Source organism: Psychrobacter sp. (genome assembly GCF_049295055.1).
Lineage (GTDB): Bacteria > Pseudomonadota > Gammaproteobacteria > Pseudomonadales > Moraxellaceae > Psychrobacter.
In genome coordinates, this window is record NZ_JBAQQF010000036.1 from 1 (window position 1) to 25,878 (window position 25,878).

A 25,878-nucleotide genomic window follows, 5' to 3' on the forward strand; every position below is an offset into this window, starting at 1 on the left:
TAAAAAAGGTTGATCTTAAAGCTCTGTAGTACCGTTGCGAACAGTGCAAAAAATAAAGCCGTTAGCAAGCTGCTCGATAGTAGGGCCATACCAAAACTAAATTTGTTGAGCAGATAAGGAAATAACAAGAAAAAAGGCAGCGTTCCCAGAACATACCAAAAGGTATAGTAGGCGTGATTGCTTATCTTAGCTGTCGGCTGATTTTCAACATACAACCAAATTAAAGTAAGTAGCGTCACTAAGGGCAATGAGGCAAGCAGGGCACCAATTCTATCACTCCGTTTTGCAACCTCAGAGATAATAACAACGAGTGAGGCCGTAATTGCGTATTTAAGCCATATATTCAAAGCACTCTCCTAGACACAGAATCAATCCATTCAGACTTTATTAATCTCAACAGAGACATGAGAAAGCTGGGGCAATGATTCTGATAATAATTCTTTGTATTCTTCCGTACTTAAAGGGGATGGTGAGGAAACGGAAAGAATGGCCGCTTGGTGTGTGGTCGCTATTTTCCAGACATGGATATCGTTAATAATCGTATGCTTCTCATTAAGGGTCTGCGATATTTTCTCGAAAGTGGCAACATCAACAGATTTGTCTAAAAGTACGCTGCTCGATTCTTTGATTAACCCATAAGACCAGTGAAAAATCACTATTGCGCCGACAATGCCCATGACAGGATCTATCCAGATGATGCCCAAGTATTTACCGGTTAATAAAGCCACGATAGCAAGCACAGACGTGAGCGCATCTGCTAACACATGTAAGTAAGCCGCTTTCATATTGTGATCATGATCGTGATGATGATGGTCGGAATCGCCATGATGATCATGATGATCATTACTATCACTATGGCTATGGCTATGGTGGTGATGGTCATCTTTAAGTATGAATGCCGACACTATGTTTACGATTAGACCAACAACAGCCACGATAATGGCTTCGTTAAAATGGATATTGTTTGGCTCTATTATCCGCTGGACTGACTCTACAACCATCAATAATGCGACAATGGCTAACGCAATGGCACTCGCAAAGCCACCGAGGTAATTTACCTTGCCTGTACCAAAACTAAATGATTTATTGTTAGCATTCTTTTTAGCGTACGAATAAGCAAAGATAGCAATAAGAAATGCGGCTGAATGCGTGCCCATATGCCACCCATCAGCAAGTAATGCCATAGAGCCAGACCATGTACCCGCAGCAATCTCCAATATCATGATTACCGTCGTTAGCCAGAATACAATCTGTACTTTATACTGATTTTGGGTGTTATCGACACCGAAATCATGAGAGTGATCCCACTGAATAGTTGATTCTTTCACGCTTTAAATCCTTGACTGTGTATGAAAACATGATAATTTCACGTATTATAAACAACATCAGCAAATATACTACCCCCCAGTATAAAATGAGGCAATAAAAATAATGTCACACACTCAAAAAAGTAAGAAAAAGCTGCTAGGACGTATCAGACGCATCAAAGGTCAGTCGGTAGCAATAGAGGCGTCACTAGAGGGCAGTCCTGAATGCATGGCTCTCTTACAGCAGATAGCGGCATTGAAGGGAGCGGTAAATGGTCTTATGAAGGAAGTGTTGGAAGAGCATATAAGAGAGCATTTAGGAGCAGAAGACATTACCCAGCAACAACGTCAACAAGAGATAGAAGACGTGTTATCTATACTAAAAACTTATCTGAAGTAGAAGAATGAAACATCTTAAAGGGTACTATTTTTTATGTTAGAAATACTATTATTGGCGTTAGCACTGGCTGCGGATGCGTTTGCTGCTGCAATCGGTCTTGGTTCAACGCATAAGAGCGATGTTAGGTCGCAGTTTATAAAAATGGCGTTACTCATTGGTGTCTATTTCGGGGTTGCTCAGGGGGTAATGCCACTCATTGGTTATGCGCTTGGCTCTACTATGCTGGGTTGGTTTGCTGAAGGGGCTTCTTGGATTGCTTTTGTCATACTGGTAGCGCTTGGGATTAAGATGCTCTATGAGTCGCGTTCCGTTAATGATGATGATACTAGGATCAATTTAAGTCATAAAACATTGCTGTCATTGGCGATAGCTACCAGCCTTGATGCGATGGCAGCAGGGTTTACGTTAAATCTGTTGGCGGTTAATGCTTATTTGGCATGTTTAATTATTGCACTCACGACAGCTGTTTTAAGTGTTTTAGGCGCTTATATAGGACGCCAGTCAGGAACATGGCTTGGCAGTTGGGCAGAAGCGCTAGGTGGTTTGGTATTAATAGCTATTGGTGTAAATATGGTGGTTTGAATAAAGTCTTATAGTTAATAATTTTCAGCGGCTAACCAAGGACGGTAATGCCGCCATTTCATCTTGAAAGGTACACCGCTATGTACACTGAGCTGCTACAAATAAATTAGAGTACTGATAACAATAGCATACAGCTAAGTTTTTAAGTTCTAACTAGCGCACCGATCATGAGTTAATATAAATTAATGCGATCATCAATAGGTTTAAGCTGCGTGAAGTTTAATGATTGGGCTTGCCTTATATCAACAACCCCAATTGCAACCATTTAGCTTTCCTTAAAACGTAAATGGTTATAATGTTTTGACTATCTACTTAGTTAATTTCTATTGGATCGACAGCATGTATCAACGAGCACACAGAGGTTTCCATGCTTTCAAAATTAAGCCAATGTGGGTTCGGATTTGACATCCTTTGGAAGCTGATCCGCTAATCTTTTTTCCCACTCAAATTTAGACAAGAGACCAGTATCGTCTGACTTCATTTCTTCTAGAACCGTATGACGAGCACTGAGTTGGTTAATAATGTCTATAAGGTTAATTTGTTGACGTTTCGCTTGAGTGAGCTTTTCGGAAATAACACTCAATTGTTTATCGATATCGAGCGTACCATCGTAATAGTCATTTAGGCAGCTTTTAAATTCAGTAAGAGTAAAACCGATAGCTTGTGCGCTTTTAATCATTTTGATACGCTCAATACATTCCGGATGAAATTCGGTATATAAGCGTGAGCTTGCTTGGCGTTTACGGGATTTTAGTAATCCCATCTCATCGTAATGGCGAATAGTATCTTTAGTAGTATTGGCTTGTGTTGCCAATGCTCCTATTAGTAAAAATGATGTATGAGATGTCATGTCGTAACCTCGAAAACGTAATGTTCACCTAGCCTTAGAGAAGTAATCTTTAATATCGTTTACCAGATATTAAAAATGCCCCATCTAACCAGAAGCAGCATTTTTAATATAACGGCAACCTTAAAGAAAAATTAGGCACTCATGATAGGAAGGAGTATGTAAGAGCTGTGCTCTCCTCCGGTATGAATAATGTGGTGACCTTTGTTTTCCCCTTGGTATTCACGAATAAATGGCATCAGTGTGCCAAGCAGGTTTCGAGAGCTCACAACAAATCGTAATTGCTCCCCCGGATAAAAAACCATGCCAATTGGTTCAATATTGATTTCAATATCTACAATCTCACCAAGATATATTTTTTCCACACGATCAAACGTATGGACAGGAAGATCCGGTGTCGATTGCGATTTATCTAAGTGCCGAGCAGAAACTCTCAAACGTCCATCAGCGCCTTTGTATCGTAATATTGTCGCACCGTGATCGGTAAGGTCGTGGTTTCTTGGACTACAGTTTGGAACAGTAAACTGCTGTAGCGGCGTACCGAACTCATCAAGTTTTTGAATCAGCACAAAAATATCCATATCATCTGCATTGAATGCTTCCACCCAAAGATGCGCTTTAGGGTACCCAACCATCACCGTTTCTTCCTCAAAACGAGTAATAAAGGAAACCGCATTCGGATTGGCGTTCACGTCGTAGCTTGCATGAACCGCATTATCTGGCTGTGCTTTTGATAATGAACGTGACGTACCATCTAAATAAAACTTAGTCGATACCACACCTTTAGGCGGAAATGAATCTGCAGGGACATTGACTTGATCACCCCCTTTAAAGTCATGAATAGCATAACGAACTTTAGGGGTCGACTCCCAGCCATTATCGATGTCTTTAAGGTAACGATCAAAGAAACGGCGCTGATCTTCAATATTCTTTTCATCGTAATAATCAGGCCACTCTTGAGCATTGTGAATGCGCAACCATTTGTCTTCAGAGGCAATTTTTCGCCAAGCGCGGAACGTGCCTGATGTATGTAACGTATTCGAATAACTGGCCACGATAAATGCTGGTACCTGAATACGATCAAAGTCAGGGATCTTATTTTCCCATAGTGGGCTCATAAGTGGGTAAGCTTCGATTTCTGACATTATGTCTTCTTTTTGGTTTTTGCCATAAAAGCTGCCATTTTGAAGCTGGTCGGCAAACCCCGTATCTGGCATACCACCACGCATCACTAAGTCTCGATATACATCACTAACGCCTTCCCATGGATTAATAGCAGCAAGATGCTTAGGTTGCTCTGCCGCCGTGAACCACTGAGATACAGCAAGATAAGACGTACCACTCATACCTACCTTACCAGAACACCAAGATTGCACGCCTAACCATTCAATTAAGTCATGACAGTCCCTACCTTCTTGGCGATCCCACAACACACTGTCGCCCTCAGAGTTTACGACACCTCGGATATCTGGGTTACAGACGGCGTAGCCTTGTGCGCACCAATAGGCTGGATCAGGACCTTCGAATTTTTCTAAACCTGAGACAATATTATTGTTTAGCCCCACTAAGTCAAATACGCCCATTACGCTAAACGATGTTCCTTGGCCTTTGCCGTATGGGCTCCATGCCAACAGAACAGGTACTTTTTCAGTACCAGTTGGACGAAATATGTCCACGTAAATCGTAGTGCCATCACGAAGTGTGACGGCGACATCTTTTTCAAAAATGATATCAACAGGTATCGCTTTGAACTGAGGCGCCACCTTGTAACCTGCTTCCAGTGTTCGTATACCAGGATTAAAGGGCGTCAAAAGACCTATTCTGCCTGGAGGTAATGGCTGGGATGGTACATATGTTTTTTTATAATCATTCATGGTGAAATCCTCATGTTTTTTGTGCAAGGGCAAACTCCCTGACACAACAGTGTAGTCTATTTCTTGATTAAATCAACGCTTGTTGATATAATATATTTTATTATATTTTGTTGGAGATGGTTGTGTCAGATCAAATTAAGTTAGAAGTTAAGCGTGGAAGACGTCCAGGAAAAAACAATACCCGCCAAGAGGTGCTTGAATCGGCTCGTGCACTCTTTTCAAGCCAAGGCTTTACTGGTACGACCATTCGAAAAGTAGCAGAAGATGCCGGTGTCGATGTGGCACAGGTCATGCAATTCTTTCGCTCAAAGCAAGAATTATTTATGGTGGTTATGTCTGTTCCGATTTCGGTACTAGAGCAATTCGATACCGTATTTGAAGGACCTTCTGAACAATTGGGAGAGCGTATCGTAAGAGCGTATCTCAGTGCTTGGGAAGGCGAACCAGAAGCCTCAGAGCCGCTAATGGCAATGCTTCGTGGGTCAATGGTTAGTGAAGATGCAAGAAAACTATTAAGTGATTTTATTGAGTCCCGATTATTATCTAGCGCCAAAGCACCATTGGGATCTGATGCCGTGCTTAGAGCAGGTCTTGCAGCATCAATGCTTGTTGGCATCGTAACCAGTCGTAATATTATTGTCGTTCCTACACTTGCAGAAGCCGAACAGGAACAATTGATTAGTATCATAGCTCCAGCGATCCAGCAGATTTTAATGCCCTCGCAGTAAGCTGTGCATGGATTGATACTTACTGATGGAATCTTAGGGTATTTGAATTAATTTTATTAAATTAAAGCATACCACTCAAAATTTGAATCACTTTTCAATAAGAATAATGACAATGCAATTACTAAAAAAGACGGCTACTTATGGTCTGCTGGTTTTGGAGCTGTTAGTTTTGGGAGTATTATATGGGCTGACAGTGTCAGCCTGCTCTACTACTACAAAGAAATTATTGGCTTCTCAGTCTGAGGAGGCGCACATTCCAAATGTTAGAGCATTAGCAGAGCAGGGAGATATGTTATCTCAATACAGCCTTGGCTCGAAGTACGATAGGGGTGATGGTATTCAGCAAAACCATTCAAATACTATAAAGTGGGATGAAAAAACGGAAGAACAAGGATTTACTCCTGCTCAAGCTAAAGTTGGAGTGATATATGAAAACGGCAAAGAAGTTCATCAGGATTATAAAAAGTCGCTTGGATGGTTAGAAAAGGCTGCCAATCAAGGAGATGCTAGTACTCAACTTATATTATACCGTCTTGGTCTAGGAGTTGCTGAAAACAAAACACAAGCAAAAGATTGGCTTAGAGAAGCTTGTGAGAGTGGCAATCAAAATGGATGCGACCAGTATCAATTATTAAACCAAAAATAATTAATTCTATTCTCGAAAAACTCATTTTATGTACATCATGACTTACACTACTATTTTCCCAACAGCTAAGAATATCGATATAAATACCCTGCAGCTAGATGTTCAAGCCCTCACTATGGTACCAAACCAATGAAGGCACATGGTTAGTTCGACATAGGTATATCCTAATATGATAATACCTTTATGGTATTTAGTTTAGCTGGTTCATACTTTTGTCTATCAGAGTAGAGTGGTCAATTTTAAATATTGGATACACATCAATAATAGTAATTCTTTTAGCGTATAAATCCTGATAATTCAGATATTCTATAATGATCTGATTTTCATATATCATGACCCTCATCGCTCCTTCTTCATATATCTTAAATATTAATGCTTCATCTTGATATATATAAGCAGATATTGAGTTCTGAATATCACTGATAGAAAAAACCATTTTTTTATTTTGTGTATCAATTAATGTGGATTCTAGCAAACCATCACTATTTATATGACTCTCGCATCCAAACATCTCTATAAAATCTACATCTTTAGGATAAAAGAACGACATTTTCTTTCCTATAATCAAAGTCTGTAGTCAATTAATTTCGTACAATTTAGGATGATAGACGAAAGAATGCTAATTATATAGCCGATGCTTCGCTACCTGTATGGCAAACGAAACATGTTCCCATAATGATGTTAAATCACTAGCTTTTTACCATCTGAAATAGGCGGTAGAGAACCCCAAAACAGCCGACTGTATCTATAATAAATGTTATGGTAAATTTGAAATTAGATACAACTATAGTAAGCCTGAAGACTATGAAGAAACTTGTGAAGTTATCACTGGAAATGAAACAAATCAGACTTTTTAACAATGATAATATTCAAAGTTAACGTCTACAGGATTGACAGCACAGCTCAAATGGCTTCAATTTTGAATTTTCGGGTATATTGATTGCGTTTATTAGTCATACTAGTTTCCTTCTTTGGGTTATTATAACCTCTTAGCAGCTGTCCAATTTTATCATGCCACTACACTTCAACATAGCTCAGCAATCAAAATATGAGAAAACCTATCATCTAGATAGGTTTTCTTATTTGAATTAAATACAATTGTTAGTTTAATAACTGCTTAGTCAGTCAATCAATCAATCAAACCGCGCTCAATAAGATGATTACCATACTGCTCACGTAGATCTTTTTTGAGCATTTTTCCCGTCCCATTTAATGGCAATGCTTCTACGAAGATGACTGCATTAGGAAGCTGCCATTTTGCCACCTTACCTTCATAATGAGCGATGAGAGCCTCCTCACTTACCTGCTCGCCAACAGCCAGCTGGGTAATGATAATCGGACGCTCATCCCACTTTGGATGTTTTGCCCCAATGACCGCTGCCATAGCCACCGCAGGATGCGACATAGCAATATCTTCTAGCTCTACTGAAGATATCCACTCGCCACCCGACTTGATTAAGTCTTTGGCACGGTCACGAATTCTCAAATAGCCATCTTCGTTGATCGTTGCAATATCACCAGTATCAAACCAACCATCCGCCTCAAGCGCAGACTCTTCACAATTAAAATAAGTATCTACAATCCAATACCCTCTAATCTGCACATTGCCCGGTGTTTTACCATCGTTAGGCAGCAATTGGTTGTTCTGCTCTGCATCAACAATACGAATCTCAACACCAAATGGTGGTCGACCCTGTGACAAACGGACCGTCAGCTTATCTTCTTCTGATAAGTCGTTATGCTTAGCTTTAAGCTGGTTGGCTGTCCCTAACGGGCTGGTCTCAGTCATGCCCCACGCATGTAAGGTTTCACAATCGAACTCGTCACGGAAAGTCTTAATCATCGATGACGGACATGCTGACCCGCCAACGACGTTGCGCTTAAGGCTAGGCAGCTTAGTACCTGTCTCTTTGGCAGCCGCTAGTAAGGTTTGCCAAATAGTCGGTACGCCAACAGCGACGTTAACTTTGTAGTCATCGATCATATTCGCCAAACTGTGCCCATCGAGATTAGGGCCTGGTAGCACCAATGATGAACCGATCATTGCTGCGGCATAAGGTAGACCCCAAGCATTAGCATGGAACATCGGTACTACGGGTAGGACCACATCTTGTGCTGATAGATTGATTGAGTCGGGTAAGCTGATACCAAAGCTGTGCAGTACTGTACTACGATTGGTGTATAGCACGCCTTTAGGATTACCCGTTGTGCCTGAGGTATAGCATAATGATGCCGGTGCATTTTCATCAAGCTCAGGCCATTCAAATTCATCCGACTCTTCATCAACGAGGTCATCATAAAAGATTACATTAGGCAACTGCGCTCTGACTTCTTCATCTAGTGCGGTCATACAAACAAAGTGTTTGACCGTCTTTAGATGATCTTTGACACCCATTACCAGCGGTAAAAAAGTCTTTTCAAAAAACAGTACCTGATCCTCAGCATCGTTGATGACATAGATAATTTGCTGGGGGAATAAGCGCGGGTTGATGGTATGACATACCCTACCAGCACCAGACACACCGTACCAGATCTCAAGATGCCGACGGTTATTCCAAGCGATAGTCGCTAAGCGATCGCCCTGCTCTATGCCAAGTTTGGCCAAGGCATTAGCGAGGCGCTTACTATTACTATGTATGGTTGTCCAATCAGATAAAGTGGTACTACCGTCAGTCTCACGCGAGATAATTGGGGTGTCGCCATGATATTTGGCAGCGTGTTGAATTAAATGGCTAATCAACAACGGCCGATTCATCATTTGTCCAAGCATACTTTCCTCCTTGAAAGCTTCATTCTAAATAGTTGAGTGCTACTAACACAGGTATCAATGGCTTGGATAGCTAATATGGTGGCTATACTAGTAACACTCAAAAACATAATGCGAAAATTTATTCTTTACATAGCACTTACATAAAGCGTGATGCCAACTCTTTCATAATCTCATTAGTGCCGCCGTAGATTTTTTGTACGCGCGCATCAGCATATAAACGAGCAATAGGATATTCCATCATATAGCCATAACCACCAAATAACTGTACGCACTCATCCATAACATCACACTGCTTTTGCGTGACCCAATATTTAATTAATGCGGCATGCTGTACTGTGAGGGTTTTTTCTAACAAAGCTTCGATAGCGGCGTCACATAGTGCACTTGAGGCGATATAATGACTGTTACACTCAGCCAGCTTAAAGCGGGTGTTTTGAAAGCCCCATACTGGTTTACCAAAAGCGGTGCGCTCTTTGGTATAACTGATCGTCAAATCAAGTGCCAGTTTCATGGCGCCAATACCAGCAAGGGCAACAATTAAACGCTCTTGTGGCAGCTCTTGCATCAACTGCATAAAGCCCATACCTTCAACGGTACCGAGCAAATTCGCTTGTGGAACCCGCATATTGCTAAAGAATAGCTCCGAGGTATCTTGTGAAGCCAAACCTAGCTTTTTCAGTTTTTTACCACGCTCAAAGCCAGGAGAGTTATCAGTTTCAACGACAATTAGTGAAACGCCTTTAGCACCTTCATCTCTATCCGTTTTACAAGCAACGATGATTAAATTACCCAATTGACCATTGGTAATAAAGGTTTTTGAGCCATTGATGATATAGTCATCACCGTCTTTGACCGCAAAGGTCTTGATATTTTGCAAATCAGAGCCTGTACCCGGCTCAGTCATGGCAATAGCGCCAATAAGCTCGCCGGTCGCCATCTTAGGTAGCCATTTTTTCTTTTGATCTTCGGTACCGTGATGCAAGATATAAGGTGCTACGATTCCTGAATGCAAAAAGCCGCCAAATCCTGCTTGGTTGGCTTCTGCCTGAGCATAAATCAAAGCTGCTTCATGACGAAAGTCTCCGCCCGCCCCGCCATACTCTTCTGGCATAGAAGCACATAAAAAGCCCATCTCACCAGCTTCTAACCACGCCTCGCGATCAAGCATGCCATTTTCACGCCACTTCTCATCATGCACTTCCCAATCTTTGAATAGCTTAAGTGCACTATCGTGCAACATGTCAATTTCTTCGTCCATCCATTTGGGCTTAAAGCATGCAATAGTCATAGAGTATTCCTTGATAGTGTATTGATCTTAAGTTGGCATTGAATTTGTAAAACCATCGTCATTTATTCAGTAAATTATTTGTAATGTTTATGATTAAAGTAGACGACTTAACTATAGTAACTTCTAACAGTAATTTTAATTACCATTAATTAATCACTTGTTGCTTAATACCCTATTATTTGTCAATATCCTTGTAATAGTCAAGTAATAATTAGATTAAATTAAATATTTAACGGTAATTAAAATTACCATTTTACATTTATCAAAGTTTTTACGTAGTTATAAACACACACTATTAATAGCTTTTATTAAATCAAAGCTTTGCTTTAGATAAGCTATGCGACGATAGTGAGATATCTTCTTCATTGAAACTTGCAACACCTTATAAACCAATGACTAGCACAGTATTGTTACCCACTGTATATCGATGTTATTGAGTTTTTAGAGTACAACAAAATTTATCTGCTGAGATGCCACTCAAAATATCTAATATCATTGGGGTAGCTTGGAATAACCATTGCGAGAATATGGGTACTTTTATGGATAATAAACGCCAAGCTCAGACTATTATCATTATTGCCCTATTGCTACTGGCTCTTCTTGCTGGTCTTATTTGGTGGCTGAAGCCAAAATCAGCGGCTACGCCTGTTACAAATGCTGCCACCTCAATTAACAGTACCTCAGCCTCTACTACGTCTAGCACCACGATCACTAATGTTGACACTCAAGCGGCAAACGGCAACAAGTCAGCTATATTTACCACAGGCCTTGAGCACATGCCACGCTCTTTACAAGATACCGATGTCGATGGTGAGATTATTATTGATGAAAATAAGCAGCTGGTAGCCACGGAAGGACTTCGGCACTTATTTGATTACTTTCTCTCTGCTATGGGCGAGGAAGATGAGGCCACCATCATCGCAAGGGTGGAAGCTTATATTCGTCATCGTACGCCAGAGCCTGCAGCCAGCTCAGCCATTGAAGTATTTCGTCAATATATAACTTATCTAAAAGAGATTGGCAGTTTAGAAGAAAGCTATGGGAATTTACAGATGCAGGCGACGCAGTCAGGTGAGATAGATCTAAATCTAATTGCTCAACGTAGTCAAGATGTTAATCGCTTACGTCAGCAGTTGTTCGATAAGGACACCATACAAGCGTTCTTTGGCGGAGAGGATGCTTATGAAGACTACAGTATTGCTATGGTTCGCATTGAACAAGACAACAGCTTAAATACGGCACAGAAAAAAGCAAGCCGTGAGGATTATATCAGCCGATTGCCAGAAGGAGATATCAAGCAAAACTTCCAAAAACAAGCCAATTTTGGCGAGCTTACGCAGCGTACTGAAGAGATGAAAGCGAAAGGTGCTAGCAAAGAGGAGCTATTTGTCATGCGCCGTGGATTAGTTGGTGAGGCAGCAGCCTCTCGTTTGGCTCAGGTCGATACAGAAGACGCTAATTTTGATACCAGATTCAATCAGTATCAAGCAAAGCGACAAGCGCTGATTGGCAATGCTGGTAGCGAAGCCAACGCTCAGGAACAGATAGATCAGCTTGAACGCAGTCAATTTAGTGAATCGGAGCGAAAAAGACTGACAGGCTACGCTGAACTGCAAAAAATGACTCTAATTGATCTGACCAACAACTTATAAGTTCATTTGAATGGCAAGATTTAAGTTTACCTCAATAATCTAGCCGGATATGTCGGTTAGCTTGCTGAGTATCTGAGTACAATGCTGTATAAAAAGAGTCGATAATGATATCGATATTATTCATTAACAAGGAAGTGACATGAAAAAGCCTATTAATCGTTTTCAGCTGCTATCAGCAAGTGCTGCTATAACAGCCATAAGCCTGCTAGCAATGACCTCTACATTAGTTTCTGCGTCATCATCATACTACACTTGTGACGCGCCGACGAGCTGCACTAAGGTCGATAAAAGAATAATTACTAGCAGCTACGGCGCTACTAAATATCCTATGGTATTAGTCCATGGATTCTTGGGTTGGAACCAGCTTGCCAGTAGCTTAGACTATTTTTTTGGTGTGCCGCAAACTCTCATGAGCAACGGCGCAGATGTCTTCACCACTAAGACCTCCTCTGTTAACTCCTCTGAAGTTCGCGGTGAGCAGTTATTAAAACAAGTCAATTATATTACCGCCATCACTGGAGCGAAAAAAGTAAACTTGATTGGTCATAGCCAAGGTGGCCTCGATAGTCGCTATATCGCGACAGTCGCTTCTGATAAAGTCGCTTCTGTAACAGCAGTATCTAGTCCAAACAAAGGTAGTAAAACGAGTGACTATGTGTCTGATAACTTAGTGAACAGTGACAAGACTGTGAATCGGTTGGGTGCCAAAGTGCTGCTTGCGAGTGTTGAAGCATTGGGAGTATCAGCAGATATATTATCCGGCGTACCCTTAAATCAACTACAGGACCAAAATAGTCTAAATTTCGTTACCACAACAACTACCAAAAATATTGCTGCCTTTAATGCTAAGTATCCAGCACCGCTACCAAAGACGTATTGTGGTCAACCACCGACGAATAACATAATGACGGGTGTTGAGTATTATTCATGGGCTGGTATTGGTAATATTACTAATGTCTTGGATCCAAGTGATTATATTCTAGCATCGACTGGGCTTACCCATGGAGGTCTCCCTAATGATGGCTTAGTGGATAACTGTTCAACACGTGTAGGTAAGGTCATCCGTGACAACTATCGCATGAATCATTTAGACACCATCAATCAAGTTCTCGGTCTTAGCTCACTATTAGAAACCAACCCATTGACAGTTTATCGTGTCCAAGCGAATCGTTTAAAAAAATCAGGCTATTAAAGCGACCAATCTAATTTACTCCAAGCCGTCTATGAAGGTTTATACTTCAGCGCTTCGAGCAATGATTACATTGCTATAATACTCAGTAAATTATCGATAACCCCGCTATTAATAAATGAGCGGGGTTATTTTTTTACCAAAACTTATCAACGCTTATAATATGCTTTCAACGATTTTTCTCCCTACAAAACTACGGGTAGGTTTTAACATCGTGAGCAATGCTTTTGCTACTTATTACCAATATATACGCAAAGCTCATCTACCTCTAAGCAAGAATAATTGCATTTGCTCAGTTTAATTGGAGAGTGATGGTTCACAAAGGTGTTAAGCGCTTTGCCAATACTGATTGAGGTTCTCTTAGCGATTGTACTTCGTTTATATAGTGTATTCACTTTTAAAAGAATACAGTGCTGCGGGGATGAATTATTCGCAGCCTCTGTCTGCGTAGACACAGCAAGCAAGAAAAATTGATCCCAGTAGCACGTTATAATGTTTATATTTCTTTTATTTAGGACTGACTATATCGTCATAACGAAAACGCTTAAATTTATATCGCCCATAGAAAAGCCGCTATTCCTAAGATATAAATAAGGTATAGCGGCTTTTATAGCAATTGCGTTTAGATAATTAAACTATTAGAAAATTATTTAGACGCGTAAGACAGTCTCATACCAAATATATAAGCATCATTGTCTTCAAAATTACCAATTGGTTCGCCATTAGAAGCCAGAACACCTTCTGCATCACCTATCATCAAATATTTAGCACCGGCAGATACTGCCCATTCAGGCGTAACGTTATATTTAGCACCAACGCCAACGCTATAATATCCTTCGGTAGGTCCTAGCGGCGATACTGGATTACCAGCACCGCTATCCCAACCGACTGAGCCTGATACCGCTAACTTTGGCGTAAGGCGCTTGCCTAAGCCTACTTCAAGCATATAAGAATCATCACCATACTGTAAAAGATTCACTTGATCTACTTTTTTGCCTCGTAAATCGTTCAAGGCAATCCCATTTTCATTTAACAATGGTGGAGTAATCTTGAAATCACTCCAAGGAGCCCAACGTGCTTTTGTAGTCAATAGCGTGGTTTTATTAAGGCCCGTTTGAAAGTCAATATTGACTGATTGAGGAGTTGTTAACTCACTTTCTCTAGTCTGTATAGAAGGGAGTCCATATTGGGCAACAAATGGCATAGACTCAGCATAATTTGAATCATGTTCAATTTCTGATCGATAAGTAATAGCAGCTTTTAATCCAATTTCAGGCTTCACATAAGCAGCACCGAGCATATAACCATAGGCATCATTTTTAGCGATATTAAGGGCATAGCCATCGACAGAAGCAAGTGCAGGGTTTTTACTGTTAATTTTTACGTTAGCTTCGATCTTTTGAAGCACAGGCCCGCCATAAATTTTGAAGTTATTCTTAGCACCTAAATTAACGCCTAACAGCCCTGTAAAATTATCGGTACTAACATCAGCGGAAGTAAACTTGCGATCATCATCAGCAGCAGTGAGGTTAGTGAGTGAATTGTCGCCTTGGAAAAGCACTGCAGCACCGAATGGCTGATCGTAGAATACACCAACACTAAATTTGTCATTGATGTCGGTCTTGACACCATAACCATAGCCTTCATACTCCTCTGTAAGGTCTCCAACTTTATCACCGTTTGACTCTACGCCTGAAACATCAGGACTAATGTGATAGGCACTGACATAAGCTATCGTGCCACTTGAGCTAAAATCTTCACTGGGTTGACCAGAGCGATCTAAGCCAGCCGCGCCTGCCATAGAAGTTAGGGATATGACCGTTAGCGCGCAAGTGAGCTGAGATAACTTGAAATATTTTGACATTGTACATCCTCCATGATGCATGAAATTAGCAACATCCGTAGTTGCTGTGATTACTGTGGTTGCTATAGTTGCTGGGTTAGATAGTGTTATCTTATTGACTGCTAGGTTTAAAAAGTCTGTAATAATTAATGACTATGCCGTCTGATTTGCTTTTTGTCTCAGTTCATGACGTAATATTTTGCCAACTGTTGACTTGGGTAACTCAGTGATAAACTCAATATGACGAGGGCACTTGTAGCCCGCTAGACTCTCTTTGCAAAAGTCTTTAATGTCTTTCTCAGTGACGCTCTTGTCAGACTTCACCACATAGACCTTGACAGATTGTCCTTGCATCGCATCCTCTACGCCGACTACCGAACACTCAGCAACCTTAGGATGCATCTCAATGACATTTTCAACTTCATTGGGATAGACGTTAAAGCCACTGACAATTAACATGTCTTTTTTGCGATCATATATTTGAATATAGCCTTGATCATTCATTGAGGCCACGTCACCCGTTTTTAGATAACCATCGGTAGTGAAGAAGCTGGCATTATCTATTTTGTGGTAGCCTGAGATAATATTATCGCCTTTAATGCATATCTCTCCAACTTTGCCTGGCTCAAGGATATTTTCGTTATCATCACGAATAGTAATATCGACGCTTGGCAAAGGTAGACCAATGTTACCGTTGTATTTGGTACTATTGAGTGGGTTGGCAGTACCAACACCTATGCTCTCTGACATACCCCAACCTTCAATGATTGGCAGACCTGTGGTTTGTTGCCAGTTTTTCGCTGTGGCCGGCGTCGCTGCCATACCCCCTGCAAGTGATAACTTCAATTCTGAGAAATCGAGCTTTTTAAACTTAGGATTGCTCAATAAGGCTTGATACAAAGTATTGACTGCTGGGAAAATATGAAACGGGCGTTGCCCTAATATCTTAACGAAACCATCAATATCACGTGGATTGGTGACTAACGTTAGATGTTGGCCGACGCGAATCCCCAACATAAAAAGTACAAAGGCGTAAATATGATATAACGGTAGGGCGATAATGGTATTGGTCTGCGTGTTTTGCGGCATATTATCGTAAATAGGCTTAAACCATTCTTCATATTGAGCCGTCGCTATCACAACATTGTAGTGACTCACCAAAATCCCCTTAGCAACGCCCGTTGTGCCACCAGTGTATTGTAAAATGGCCAAGTCATCAGGCTGCACCACGGGACGAGAATAAGACAAGGATTTGCCTTGTTTCACTACAGATTTAAAGCTACTAACCTTATAGTTTGAGTTAGACTTTAGCCCATGACTGGGCACCGCTTTTTTGATATGTTTGGCGGCTAGATTTACAACCATGCCTTTTGTTGTACCTAACATATCGCCAATCGTACTAACGACGACATTTTTAACGTCAGTCTTATCAATAATCTTTTCTAGGGTTTGGCAAAAAGGTTCTAATATAAAGAGTGCTTTGGCATCTGAATCTGCTAATTGATGTCTAAGCTCGCGCGCGGTATATAATGGATTAATGGTTGTAAGCACCATTCCAGCACGAATGATGCCGACAACGATAGGATAATACTGATTGACATTAGGCATCATGATGCCAATCGTCGAACCTTGGGGTAGCCCTAAACTCTGAACCCAAGCAGCGACGTTCTTTGATATCGTATCAATCTGCTCATAAGAATAAGTCACTCCCATGTTGGTACTCAATTCTGCTTGAGCATACTTTGCAAAAGTACCATCAAAAAAGTTGAGGAGCGTTTTATACTCACAACTTACTTCAGTACGCACACCCTCAGGATAACTGTTTGTCCAAAATTTATTCATACTCTACCTTCCCTAGTAAATATAAAATAGCTTAGTAAATGTGTGTCAATTATTTTATGAGTATATTGATAACTTTATTAACAATCGTGCTTAACGTAAGCGTTAAACTATGTACTCTCAAATAATTAATAACTCATGCCCTAACTAACCAATAAGTTGCCACCCAGATGTTGCTTGGTGTTGATCTTGATGCGCAAATAGCGGATGAGCTTTGGCCTCTTCTAAAGTCAGCACTGGGGTCACGCAGACATCAGCAGTTGCAAAAACTTGCTGCCAATGTTCAAGCGACTGACTAGCAAAGGTCTTAGCGACGGTCTTAGCAGCTTCCTTACTATCTGGCGTATTAGGCATCACGCCAAGTTGCCAATGCTTCGCTTTAAGCTCAGGCAATTCTAAAACCTCACATAAGCCTTGCCAAAACTTAAGCTCTAGCGACCCCACTGCCATATAGCGAGCATCAGCGGTTTTGTATAGACGATAACAAGGTAGCAGACCGCCTAAAAAGTCATACTGCGGTGGTGGATTCTGCCCTGAGAAGCTTTTGACCAGCGTCCCTGTCGCCTTTGGCATAATCATGTGATTGTATAAGCTGTGAGTCATGCTCACCGCAATATGTCGACCAATGCCAGTGCGCTGAGCGGCGAATACACTAGCCAATAATGCAATCACTGCCGTATCACTACCACCTGCTAGATCCGCAAACTGAATATTAGGCATAGCCTGCTCGCCTTTGGCAGTCTTTAGCTGATCAAGCACGCCACTCATTGCCATAAAATTGATATCGTGACCAGCTTTATTAGCCCATCCATGCTTGATATCATCACCAATCACTACGTCAGTGGCGCCATACCCAGTGATTGATACGATAACCAGCTTTGGATTAATGGTATGGAGGGTTTTGGCATCTAGACCCATGTTTTCTAATACGCCAGGACGGAAGCTATCTAACATGACATCGGCATCTTTAAGATGTGCTTTGATTGACTCAATACCTTTGGGGTCACGGAAATCGACTTTCTCAATAGTTTTTCCGTGGTTTAAGGCTTCAAACAATCCACCTAGTGCGCGTGCAGGATCGCCATTTTCGGGTTCAATCTTGACAATTTCTGCGCCCAGGTCGGCAAGCAGACGCGTTGCAAAAGGTCCGGGTAGATTGCGAGTCAAATCGATGATTCGCAATCCTTGTAAACAATCAGCCATTTGGCTAATATCTGATTTAGGCATCGGTAAACTCCTCACCTTTTTTAGCCATCTCTATTAAGATATTTGCTGGCTCGAAGCGATCGCCATATTTCTCAGCAAGTTCACGGCTACGAGCAACGAACTTAGCTGCGCCCATAGCGTTTACGAACTGTAACGTACCGCCATGTTGCGGTGCAAAGCCCCAACCAAAGATAGAACCGACGTTGGTGTCTGCCACTGAGCGTACGACATCTTCTTCATAACATTTTGCTGATTCATTGACTTGAATGAACATCAAGCGGTCTACTAAGTCCTGTTGCAATGGCTGCTCGGCAACTGGTGGGAACAAATTGGTCAGTTCAGACCATAAGTGCTTTTCACCATTTTCTGGATAGTCATAAAAGCCTTTACCGACTTTTTTACCAAGACGCTTATGCTCTTTACCCACTATGTTAAGGACAGGCGTTGAGGGATGATCTGGCATATCGATACCTTCTGCCGCTAGATCTTTTTTGGTCTGTTCAGTGATGTGCATGACCAAATCTAACGACACTTCATCCTGAAGCGCTAGCGGTGGCATTGGCATGCCAGATTTCATACCCGCAACTTCGATACTGCGTGGATGGACACCTTCACCAAGCATCGCAATACCTTCAGTCACATAGGTGGCGAATACACGTGAAGTGTAGAAGCCCCTGCTGTCATTGACGACAATAGGCGTCTTACCGATTTGTAATACATAGTCAAAAGCTTTGGCTAGCGTTTCGTCATCGGTTTTTTCACCCATGATGATTTCGACTAGCGGCATCTTGTCCACAGGAGAGAAGAAATGCAGGCCGATGAACTGATTCGGACGCTTACTAGCAGTCGCTAGGCCAGTAATTGGCAATGTCGACGTGTTCGAAGCGTAGACCGCTGACTCAGGAATAACCGCTTCAGATTGCTGAGTACATTTCGCCTTGATTTCACGGTTTTCAAATACCGCTTCAATAACCAAATCACAGCCTTCAAGATCATCATAAGAAACAGTCGTTTTGATCTTATCCAACAGCGCTTGCTTTTTCTCTGGCGTTGAACGACCACGGCTGATTGCTTTGTCTAAGACCTTGGTAGAATAGTCTTTACCTTTATCCGCTGATTCAATGTCTCTATCTAATAAAACCACATCCATGCCCGCTTTGGCTGATACGTAGGTGATACCCGCACCCATCATGCCAGCCCCAAGCACACCGACTTTTTTGGTCTTATAACGCTCAAAACCATCAGGTCGTGATTGACCTTTTTTAATGCTATTAAGCTGAGTCCAAAGGGTGTTGATCATATTTTTGGATTCAGGAGACAGTACACACGCTGCGAAATAACGAGATTCAATCTCCAAGCCAGTATCGATATCAACCATGCAGCCTTCAAAAACGCAAGACATAATATGGGTGATCGCAGGATAGTTGCCGTGTGATTTTTGATTGGCCATAGCGGGAGCAATAGAAAACATCGGTACTACTTTAGGGTTCTTACTATCGCCACCAGGGATTTTAAAGCCTTTTTTATCCCAAGGTTGCTGAGCACTTGGATTGGCTTTGATCCACTCTTTGGCCCGCGCTAGCATATCCGCTTGGTCACTGGCAGTTGCATCAATAAGACCGATATCTTTTGCCGCTTGAGGACGAAGCTCTAAGCCTTGAGTCATCATCTCAAGCGCCTTTTGAATACCAACGAGTCTTGGTAAACGTTGAGTACCACCGCCACCCGGCAGCAGACCTAATTTAACTTCTGGCAGACCGAGTTTGGTTTTAGGTGAGTCAATCGCGATACGGTAATGACAGGCTAAGGCCAGCTCTAAGCCACCGCCAAGTGCCGTGCCAGTCATAGCAGCGACCACCGGTTTACCAGATAACTCCAGTTTACGCATACTGGCTTTGAGGTCTTGAACCAGATCAAACGCTTGCTCAGCGGTTTTGATATCAGCTAACGAATCGATATCAGCACCGACTACGAAGGTGTCTTTAGCTGAGGTAAGAATCATGCCTTTAGCAGAGTCATCTTTAGTGAAGCTATCAGCTAAGATGGCAAAGGATTCAGTGAATCCATCGCCGATGACATTCATTTTACGATCTGCTTGATCGATAGTAACAGTGATGATTCCATTATCAGATTCGGCAAAAAAGTGGTTCAATGCATTGATGGCATCTACGCTATTTGTGCTCATATTAAGTCCTTCTTATATTATTGTATTTCGCTTTAATCATTAAAAACTAATGACAATCACTAAAAATTCATCAGTATTGTTTATCAGTGCTATCTACCAGCGCTATACGCGCTCAATGATAGTCGCAATGCCCATACCACCGCCCACGCACAAAGTGATCATCGCTGTTTTTAGGTCGCGACGTTCAAGCTCATCTAGGACGGTCGTCATAAGCATCGCGCCTGTCGCACCCAAAGGATGGCCCATAGCGATAGCACCGCCATTGACGTTAACGATATCAAGCGAGATACCAAAGTCATTAGCCGTATTCATGGGTACCGCTGCAAAAGCCTCGTTGATCTCCCAAAGATCAATATCTGAGGCTTGCATGCCGGCTTTATCGAGGGCTTTTTGGCAGGCGGGCGTTGGACCCGTCAGCATGATCGCAGGTTCTGAGCCAATAACCGATGCCATAGTGATTTTAGCGCGTGGTTTAAGTCCTGCCTTTTGACCAGCGGCAGCGCTACCGATTAGGCAAAGTGCTGCACCATCAACGATGCCAGAAGAGTTGCCAGCGTGATGGACATGATTGACTTTCTCAATGGTGGTATATCTGTCCAAGATAACACTATCAAAGCCCATTTTTCCCGGCATAATAAAGGAAGGGTTAAGCCCAGCTAAGGTTGCCACATCCGTGTTCGGACGAATGGTTTCATCTTTGTCTAATAGCAACATGCCATTCATATCAGTGACGGGAACGACCGATTTGTTATAGTAGCCCTGCTCCCACGCAGCGGCGGCGCGGCGGTGCGACTCGGTGGCAAATTCATCAACATCAGTACGACTAAAGCCTTTCAGCGTCGCTACAGTATCTGCACCAACGCCTTGTGGTACAAAGTGTGTTGCTTCGTTGACGCGTGGATCCATGTACCATGCACCACCATCGGAACCCATAGGAACGCGGCTCATAGACTCAACGCCGCCTGCAACGACCATATCTTCCATACCTGACATGACTTTGGAAGCGGCAAGATTGATAGACTCAAGACCTGATGCGCAAAACCGAGACAGCGTTAAACCAGCCACACTCAGATCCCAGCCGGCATCTATGACAGCGGTACGAGCAATATCAGAGCCTTGCTCGCCAACAGGTGTCACACAGCCAAGTACCAAGTCATCAACCAAACTGGTGTCCAGATTATGGCGTTGTTGCATCTCTTTCAATAAAGTACGAACCAGCCAAATGGGTGTCGCCTGATAAAGAGAGCCATCCTTTTTACCTTTACCGCGTGGAGTGCGAAGTGAGTCATAAATGTAGGCAGTCTCAGTCATAAAAAATCCCTTTTTATCTTTGATGTATAGTGAGTTGATAGATAATGGTAATATTTATTACCTTAATATATAGTACTTATAATCTTCGTCAGCCATAGTACTTTCGTCTCTTATATTAGAAAATTAAAATAATTTATGCAACTAATTGTTTAATAATGGTAATATCTATTACCTAAAATAATGTATGACCAAATATAAAACGATTAAAATAACCTATATCACAAAGGAATAATAATGTATGAAAACAACTCGGTTAAAACCACAAACTAATACTGATGCAGGTTTTGGTCATAAGACTGCTCATAGGAACGGTCAGACTAAACCTTTAGCGACCAAAACAGATAATCAGACTAAACCTTTAGCGTTAACAACTATTTCTAATATGCGACCCGCTACCTTGGATAAGGTAGAAAAAGCGGTGCGCCAGCTATTTGCTGGGAATGATGCGAGCGACATCACTATGATACAAATTGCAAGAGCTGCAAATGTGTCGCTACAAACGCTATATAAATACTTTGGTGATAAGCAAACGGTGCTTTATACCATAATGGATCTAGTGTTAGGGAGGCTGGCCGCGAGAATGATGGATCATCTACAAGGAATAGATAGTGTGGAGGATCGTTTGCGTAAAACGCTATGGGTATGTCTGGATTTTGTAGACACCCAACCTGATGCGGTCATGGTGCTGTCTAAAGTATCGATATCGCGTTCTCATAATATTGCTATTTATAAGAATAAGGAGCTCATTAATGCGTTTTTGAGTGTGCTAGCAGATGGGCAAAATCGAGGCGTTCTTATTGATACAGTCCCACTGCATATTCTATTTGATGTGTTTATGGGTTTTGTCATTCGCCTCGGCATCATGCAAATTATTCGTCAAACAGATACCCCGCTAAATGCAAATTTTGATGTACTATTTGGTATGTTATGGCGTTCAATGTCTAAACCTGAAGAGGTCTAGACTTGAAATACATGTAGTTTAAAGAACCATGCAAGTTACTGATGCAAAAAAGCCCTACTTAGAGATTATTACTACTCTTTAAGTAGGGCTTTCAAGTTTAAGCTTAAGCGCTGGATAAGTGCTTCGATAATGACAATTAGGCTAAATGATAGCGTAATACACCTAATGAATCTGAGTCATCACAGACTACTTTGCCAGTATTAACTAGATAGGTGATATGGGCAAAGGTTTCTTCCAATGCGAGACAACGCGCAAATCCACGCTTCTTTTCCCAGCCTAATACCGTACTTAGACCATTTATAGTACGCCACTGAGTAAGACTGCTCAACAGCTTTTCTAACGATATCTGATGATGCGCTATCACTTCTCGAACTCGCTTACTACCGTCGAAAAAAGGTTTGTTATGAGAAGGTAGAACCAGCGCCTTAGTACTTATCCACTCTAGCATATTGTTCAAACTATAAAGCCAACCACTCAGAGGATCAGCCTCTTGACTCATGTAACTTATACCAACATAAGGAGTGATGTGAGCGATGATTTGGTCACCTGAGATCAAAATATCTCCTGAAGCATTTTGCAGACACAGATGCTCTATAGAATGACCAGAGCCAGACCAAAGACTCCAAGACTCGCCCCCTATTTTTATAGTGTCACCAGATTTTACAATGATTACGTCAGTCGGTAGAGGACCATAAAGCAAGTCCAAAAATGACCAACCTTCCTTAACGCCTTTCATGTCATCTATTGAGACATCCATCTGCTGATAAAATCGTCTTAAGTCATCATAATCTTTGGCGTTACGATGATTTTGTTCGTTTTTGGCTTGCAACATTTCCTTCTCAGATATGTATAAAGGCACAGCGCAATAGGTCTGCAACCATCCTGCCAGCCCTATATGATCGGGATGCGAATGAGTGACTAAAATGCCCGTTATTTTAGCTTTGTCAGGTAAATTTTGCAGCAGCGTTTTCCACAGCTCGCGGTTGTCATCTGATTCAGGGCCTGTATCAATAACGAACCAACCATCATTGTCTTTGATAAGATAAATATTAATATGATCCAGCTGGGCAGGTATTCTAAATCGTGTCCAAAGTACACCATCAGCAATCATAATTAACTCACCAAATTCTGGCGGTTTAATATAGTTGTTTTTTTGAATGCTCATGATTACCCCTGATATACTCTTTAAAATTTTATACGCTAATTTGTAGCAAACATTAGGCGATATTAACACTAATACTTCTAAAAATTGAACTGCTTCAATTATATTGAATACTAAATTTTGATTTAGGCGATAGGACTTTATATAGTCAGTTCAGTGCAAGTAGTATCTGCGCCTCCAAGCTAAGCTCGCTTGGACGATCTGATTTGGTCTTGGTTGCTTCATGTTTTTGCATCACTTCTACATGGCTTAAAAGGTGGTTTTTTGAACACTGGTATAGCGTTTAAAGCCTGCGTCGCTTTGCTCAATTAGTTTATTTATATTGAACACGACAATCATCTGATTTAGAGTGTTACGGTTATTCTAAATAATGAGGCTACTTCTGCAAGAGGTCTAATACATGTACCATTATTAGAGGTTTATAACCACAAAGCGGCCGTTAATATTATTAACGGCCGCTAGCTGTAAAGCACTATTAGCAGGGTGATTTTAAGCACAAACCGTAGTGAATACGTTATTCTACAGACCAGAACACATTTCTAAAAACAGTTTTTCTCGAGGTTATTTATATGAATTATTTATTTAAACTTACTGCTGCATGCCTGTTTATTATTTTATCTATAACTTCCTATGCTCAAACTGTAAAGACAGCTATCAATAGCGAAGTTACTAACAACGTTAAATTTTTAAACTTAGAAAGTGAAAAATACTTTGTTCCTAGTGCGGATTATACGGAAGATGAAGCGCTTAAATATGTTTTTCATAATCAAAAAACGGTTATGAAAGACGTAAATGCTGACGGGATTCAAGATGCTATCGTACTGCTTTATTACTGTGAAAAAACCAATTGCCATCCAACAACGGTAAGTGTAGATTTAGTGGTTTTTAAAGGGCTTGGTAAAAATCAGTTCACTAAACTAGGTGCAGCACCGCTTGGCGCATCTGCTCAAATAAAAAACATTAACAATGAGGTGATTAACATTACTTCCTATAGTTATGGAGAAAACGATGCCGGATGTTGTCCTACAGATAAAGCCACAACCTCTTATAAAATAAAAAACAAGAAACTCGTTAAAATCAACTGATTTAATCCCTTCATATCGCCTATAGATTGTGTTTGGTGGGCTATAAAGGCATCGAACTACTCATGTTAGATATGGGTTGCATGATTACGAAATCGATAGCATAGGTTATTATCAAGCAACTTATTACAAAGGTAGTAACTATGTCAGTCTTTTCCACAAGTTATATAACAAGTCCTGAAGAGGGTGATGAGTGTATATCTTTCGATTATAGTGAGTTCGCTGGTAGAGGGTTTATTAAGCTTCTGGAAGAAGCTATATTGAATCTATATCCAGAAATTTTTAATAAAATAATTGATAGTAAATGTGTTGAATTCTTTCCATATCACGAATTCTATCGATTGGATAGGAATGAAATTAAGCTGGTGATAGAGAAAATAGATGAGTACTTAATTAAAAATACAGCTGATAGCAAAGCAGAGTTCTATGCAAAAGACATCTGGGAAAAAGATTTACGCAATGAATTGATTAAAAACTACCTTTCTAACTAAATTCATCTAAAAGTACCGCTACATCAAGTGAAATAAGGCTTTCACAAATTCCACCATTTCTTCTTCTCAGCAGCAGTGACTTTGAACAACATCAGCTCTCTCAACAAGTACCCTTGTACTACCTCAAAAAATCAAACTCTTGATAACAATATTATAGAGTCGGATTTTCAAGTTCTCACTAAGGAACCGAACCAGTGAAGGCACCTGACTGGTTCGCCATAGGTATACCCAATAGAACCGCTAAATAAGACCGTTACTTGATCTAATGAACCACTCAAAATAGACTGCTATAATGGAAACATTTATAACAGACTACTGAACTAGCTCATCTATTGCGTTACGCATCATACAACCACACGATCTTTATCACAAAGCCACCTCATAACTCGTACTACGCCCCGAAGCCTCAGATTTTTTTAGCATCCCTTTCTCTATCAAATCATTGATATCCCGTAGCGCTGTGTCTATAGAACACTTGGTTATCACTGCCCACTTCTTGGTAGTCAACTTGCTAT

The 25,878-nt window shown here is 41.2% G+C and carries 22 protein-coding genes; 9 read left to right on the plus strand and 13 right to left on the minus strand.

Annotated features, from left to right (window positions below; translation table 11 throughout):
* Both WAZ74_RS05150 and dmeF read right to left on the minus strand, forming a co-directional pair.
* Nucleotides 1-347 (minus strand): DUF3147 family protein (locus tag WAZ74_RS05150; RefSeq protein WP_422306488.1); only part of this gene is annotated, 347 nt, incomplete at its 3' end.
* A gap of 30 nt (nt 348-377) precedes the next feature.
* Nucleotides 378-1,328, minus strand: coding sequence for a CDF family Co(II)/Ni(II) efflux transporter DmeF (gene dmeF / locus WAZ74_RS05155; protein ID WP_422306490.1), 951 nt, complete (start codon nt 1,326-1,328; stop codon nt 378-380).
* 103 nt (nt 1,329-1,431) lie between these two features.
* Here dmeF and WAZ74_RS05160 point away from each other — a divergent pair, with 103 nt between their 5' ends.
* Nucleotides 1,432-1,707 (plus strand): metal/formaldehyde-sensitive transcriptional repressor, encoded by a 276-nt coding sequence (locus tag WAZ74_RS05160; RefSeq protein ID WP_422306492.1) that lies wholly within the window; start codon nt 1,432-1,434, stop codon nt 1,705-1,707.
* 33 nt (nt 1,708-1,740) lie between these two features.
* Entirely contained in the window at nt 1,741-2,289 is a 549-nt protein-coding gene (locus tag WAZ74_RS05165; protein WP_422306494.1) for a manganese efflux pump MntP family protein, read from the plus strand.
* 379 nt (nt 2,290-2,668) lie between these two features.
* Here WAZ74_RS05165 and WAZ74_RS05170 read toward each other — a convergent pair whose 3' ends face one another.
* Nucleotides 2,669-3,139 (minus strand): MerR family transcriptional regulator, encoded by a 471-nt coding sequence (locus WAZ74_RS05170; protein ID WP_422306496.1) that lies wholly within the window; start codon nt 3,137-3,139, stop codon nt 2,669-2,671.
* Nucleotides 3,140-3,270: 131 nt separating this feature from the next.
* The gene (locus tag WAZ74_RS05175; RefSeq protein ID WP_422306498.1) at nt 3,271-4,899 is read right to left on the minus strand and encodes a CocE/NonD family hydrolase; all 1,629 of its coding nucleotides are present in this window, start codon (nt 4,897-4,899) and stop codon (nt 3,271-3,273) included.
* 233 nt (nt 4,900-5,132) lie between these two features.
* On the opposite strand from WAZ74_RS05175, the gene WAZ74_RS05180 reads away from it, so the two are divergent.
* Nucleotides 5,133-5,738 (plus strand): TetR family transcriptional regulator, encoded by a 606-nt coding sequence (locus tag WAZ74_RS05180; RefSeq protein ID WP_422306500.1) that lies wholly within the window; start codon nt 5,133-5,135, stop codon nt 5,736-5,738.
* Nucleotides 5,739-5,850: 112 nt separating this feature from the next.
* Entirely contained in the window at nt 5,851-6,384 is a 534-nt protein-coding gene (locus tag WAZ74_RS05185) for a tetratricopeptide repeat protein (RefSeq protein ID WP_422306502.1), read from the plus strand.
* Between the two features lie 190 nt (nt 6,385-6,574).
* Here the strand turns inward: WAZ74_RS05185 and WAZ74_RS05190 are convergent, their stop codons facing one another.
* The 3 genes from WAZ74_RS05190 to WAZ74_RS05200 all read right to left on the minus strand — a co-directional run bounded on the left by WAZ74_RS05190 (nt 6,575) and on the right by WAZ74_RS05200 (nt 10,442).
* On the minus strand, nt 6,575-6,934 hold the full coding sequence (locus WAZ74_RS05190) for a hypothetical protein (protein ID WP_422306504.1): 360 nt from the start codon (nt 6,932-6,934) through the stop codon (nt 6,575-6,577).
* A 579-nt stretch (nt 6,935-7,513) separates the two neighbouring features.
* Complete coding sequence (locus WAZ74_RS05195; protein ID WP_422306506.1) at nt 7,514-9,154, minus strand: long-chain-fatty-acid--CoA ligase; 1,641 nt, start codon at nt 9,152-9,154, stop codon at nt 7,514-7,516.
* 136 nt (nt 9,155-9,290) lie between these two features.
* Nucleotides 9,291-10,442 carry an acyl-CoA dehydrogenase family protein gene (locus WAZ74_RS05200; protein ID WP_422306508.1) on the minus strand — a complete coding sequence of 384 codons (1,152 nt, stop codon included), beginning with the start codon at nt 10,440-10,442 and terminating at the stop codon, nt 9,291-9,293.
* Between the two features lie 539 nt (nt 10,443-10,981).
* On the opposite strand from WAZ74_RS05200, the gene WAZ74_RS05205 reads away from it, so the two are divergent.
* Together WAZ74_RS05205 and WAZ74_RS05210 are read left to right on the plus strand one after the other, a co-directional pair.
* Nucleotides 10,982-12,094 carry a lipase secretion chaperone gene (locus tag WAZ74_RS05205; RefSeq protein WP_422306510.1) on the plus strand — a complete coding sequence of 371 codons (1,113 nt, stop codon included), beginning with the start codon at nt 10,982-10,984 and terminating at the stop codon, nt 12,092-12,094.
* A 139-nt stretch (nt 12,095-12,233) separates the two neighbouring features.
* On the plus strand, nt 12,234-13,286 hold the full coding sequence (locus WAZ74_RS05210) for an esterase/lipase family protein (protein WP_422306512.1): 1,053 nt from the start codon (nt 12,234-12,236) through the stop codon (nt 13,284-13,286).
* A 643-nt stretch (nt 13,287-13,929) separates the two neighbouring features.
* Here WAZ74_RS05210 and WAZ74_RS05215 read toward each other — a convergent pair.
* The 5 genes from WAZ74_RS05215 to WAZ74_RS05235 form a co-directional block, all read right to left on the minus strand.
* Nucleotides 13,930-15,147, minus strand: coding sequence for an OmpP1/FadL family transporter (locus tag WAZ74_RS05215; RefSeq protein ID WP_422306514.1), 1,218 nt, complete (start codon nt 15,145-15,147; stop codon nt 13,930-13,932).
* A 132-nt stretch (nt 15,148-15,279) separates the two neighbouring features.
* A complete protein-coding gene (locus WAZ74_RS05220; RefSeq protein WP_422306516.1) occupies nt 15,280-16,968 on the minus strand; it encodes an AMP-binding protein in 1,689 nt (562 codons plus the stop codon).
* Between the two features lie 144 nt (nt 16,969-17,112).
* A complete protein-coding gene (locus WAZ74_RS05225) occupies nt 17,113-18,192 on the minus strand; it encodes a CaiB/BaiF CoA transferase family protein (protein WP_422306518.1) in 1,080 nt (359 codons plus the stop codon).
* Nucleotides 18,185-20,356 carry a 3-hydroxyacyl-CoA dehydrogenase NAD-binding domain-containing protein gene (locus tag WAZ74_RS05230; RefSeq protein ID WP_422306520.1) on the minus strand — a complete coding sequence of 724 codons (2,172 nt, stop codon included), beginning with the start codon at nt 20,354-20,356 and terminating at the stop codon, nt 18,185-18,187. Before WAZ74_RS05230 ends, WAZ74_RS05225 begins: the two co-directional genes overlap by 8 nt.
* 102 nt (nt 20,357-20,458) lie before the next feature.
* The gene (locus WAZ74_RS05235) at nt 20,459-21,667 is read right to left on the minus strand and encodes an acetyl-CoA C-acetyltransferase (RefSeq protein WP_422306522.1); all 1,209 of its coding nucleotides are present in this window, start codon (nt 21,665-21,667) and stop codon (nt 20,459-20,461) included.
* 238 nt (nt 21,668-21,905) lie between these two features.
* Here WAZ74_RS05235 and WAZ74_RS05240 point away from each other — a divergent pair, with 238 nt between their 5' ends.
* Nucleotides 21,906-22,628, plus strand: coding sequence for a TetR/AcrR family transcriptional regulator (locus tag WAZ74_RS05240; protein ID WP_422306524.1), 723 nt, complete (start codon nt 21,906-21,908; stop codon nt 22,626-22,628).
* Between the two features lie 136 nt (nt 22,629-22,764).
* On the opposite strand, the gene WAZ74_RS05245 is transcribed toward WAZ74_RS05240, so the two are convergent.
* Nucleotides 22,765-23,793, minus strand: a complete 1,029-nt coding sequence (locus WAZ74_RS05245; protein ID WP_422306526.1) for an MBL fold metallo-hydrolase — start codon at nt 23,791-23,793, stop codon at nt 22,765-22,767.
* 566 nt (nt 23,794-24,359) lie between these two features.
* On the opposite strand from WAZ74_RS05245, the gene WAZ74_RS05250 reads away from it, so the two are divergent.
* A complete protein-coding gene (locus tag WAZ74_RS05250) occupies nt 24,360-24,875 on the plus strand; it encodes a hypothetical protein (protein WP_422306528.1) in 516 nt (171 codons plus the stop codon).
* Between the two features lie 140 nt (nt 24,876-25,015).
* Nucleotides 25,016-25,363 (plus strand): hypothetical protein, encoded by a 348-nt coding sequence (locus WAZ74_RS05255; protein WP_422306530.1) that lies wholly within the window; start codon nt 25,016-25,018, stop codon nt 25,361-25,363.
* Nucleotides 25,364-25,878: the final 515 nt, after the last annotated feature.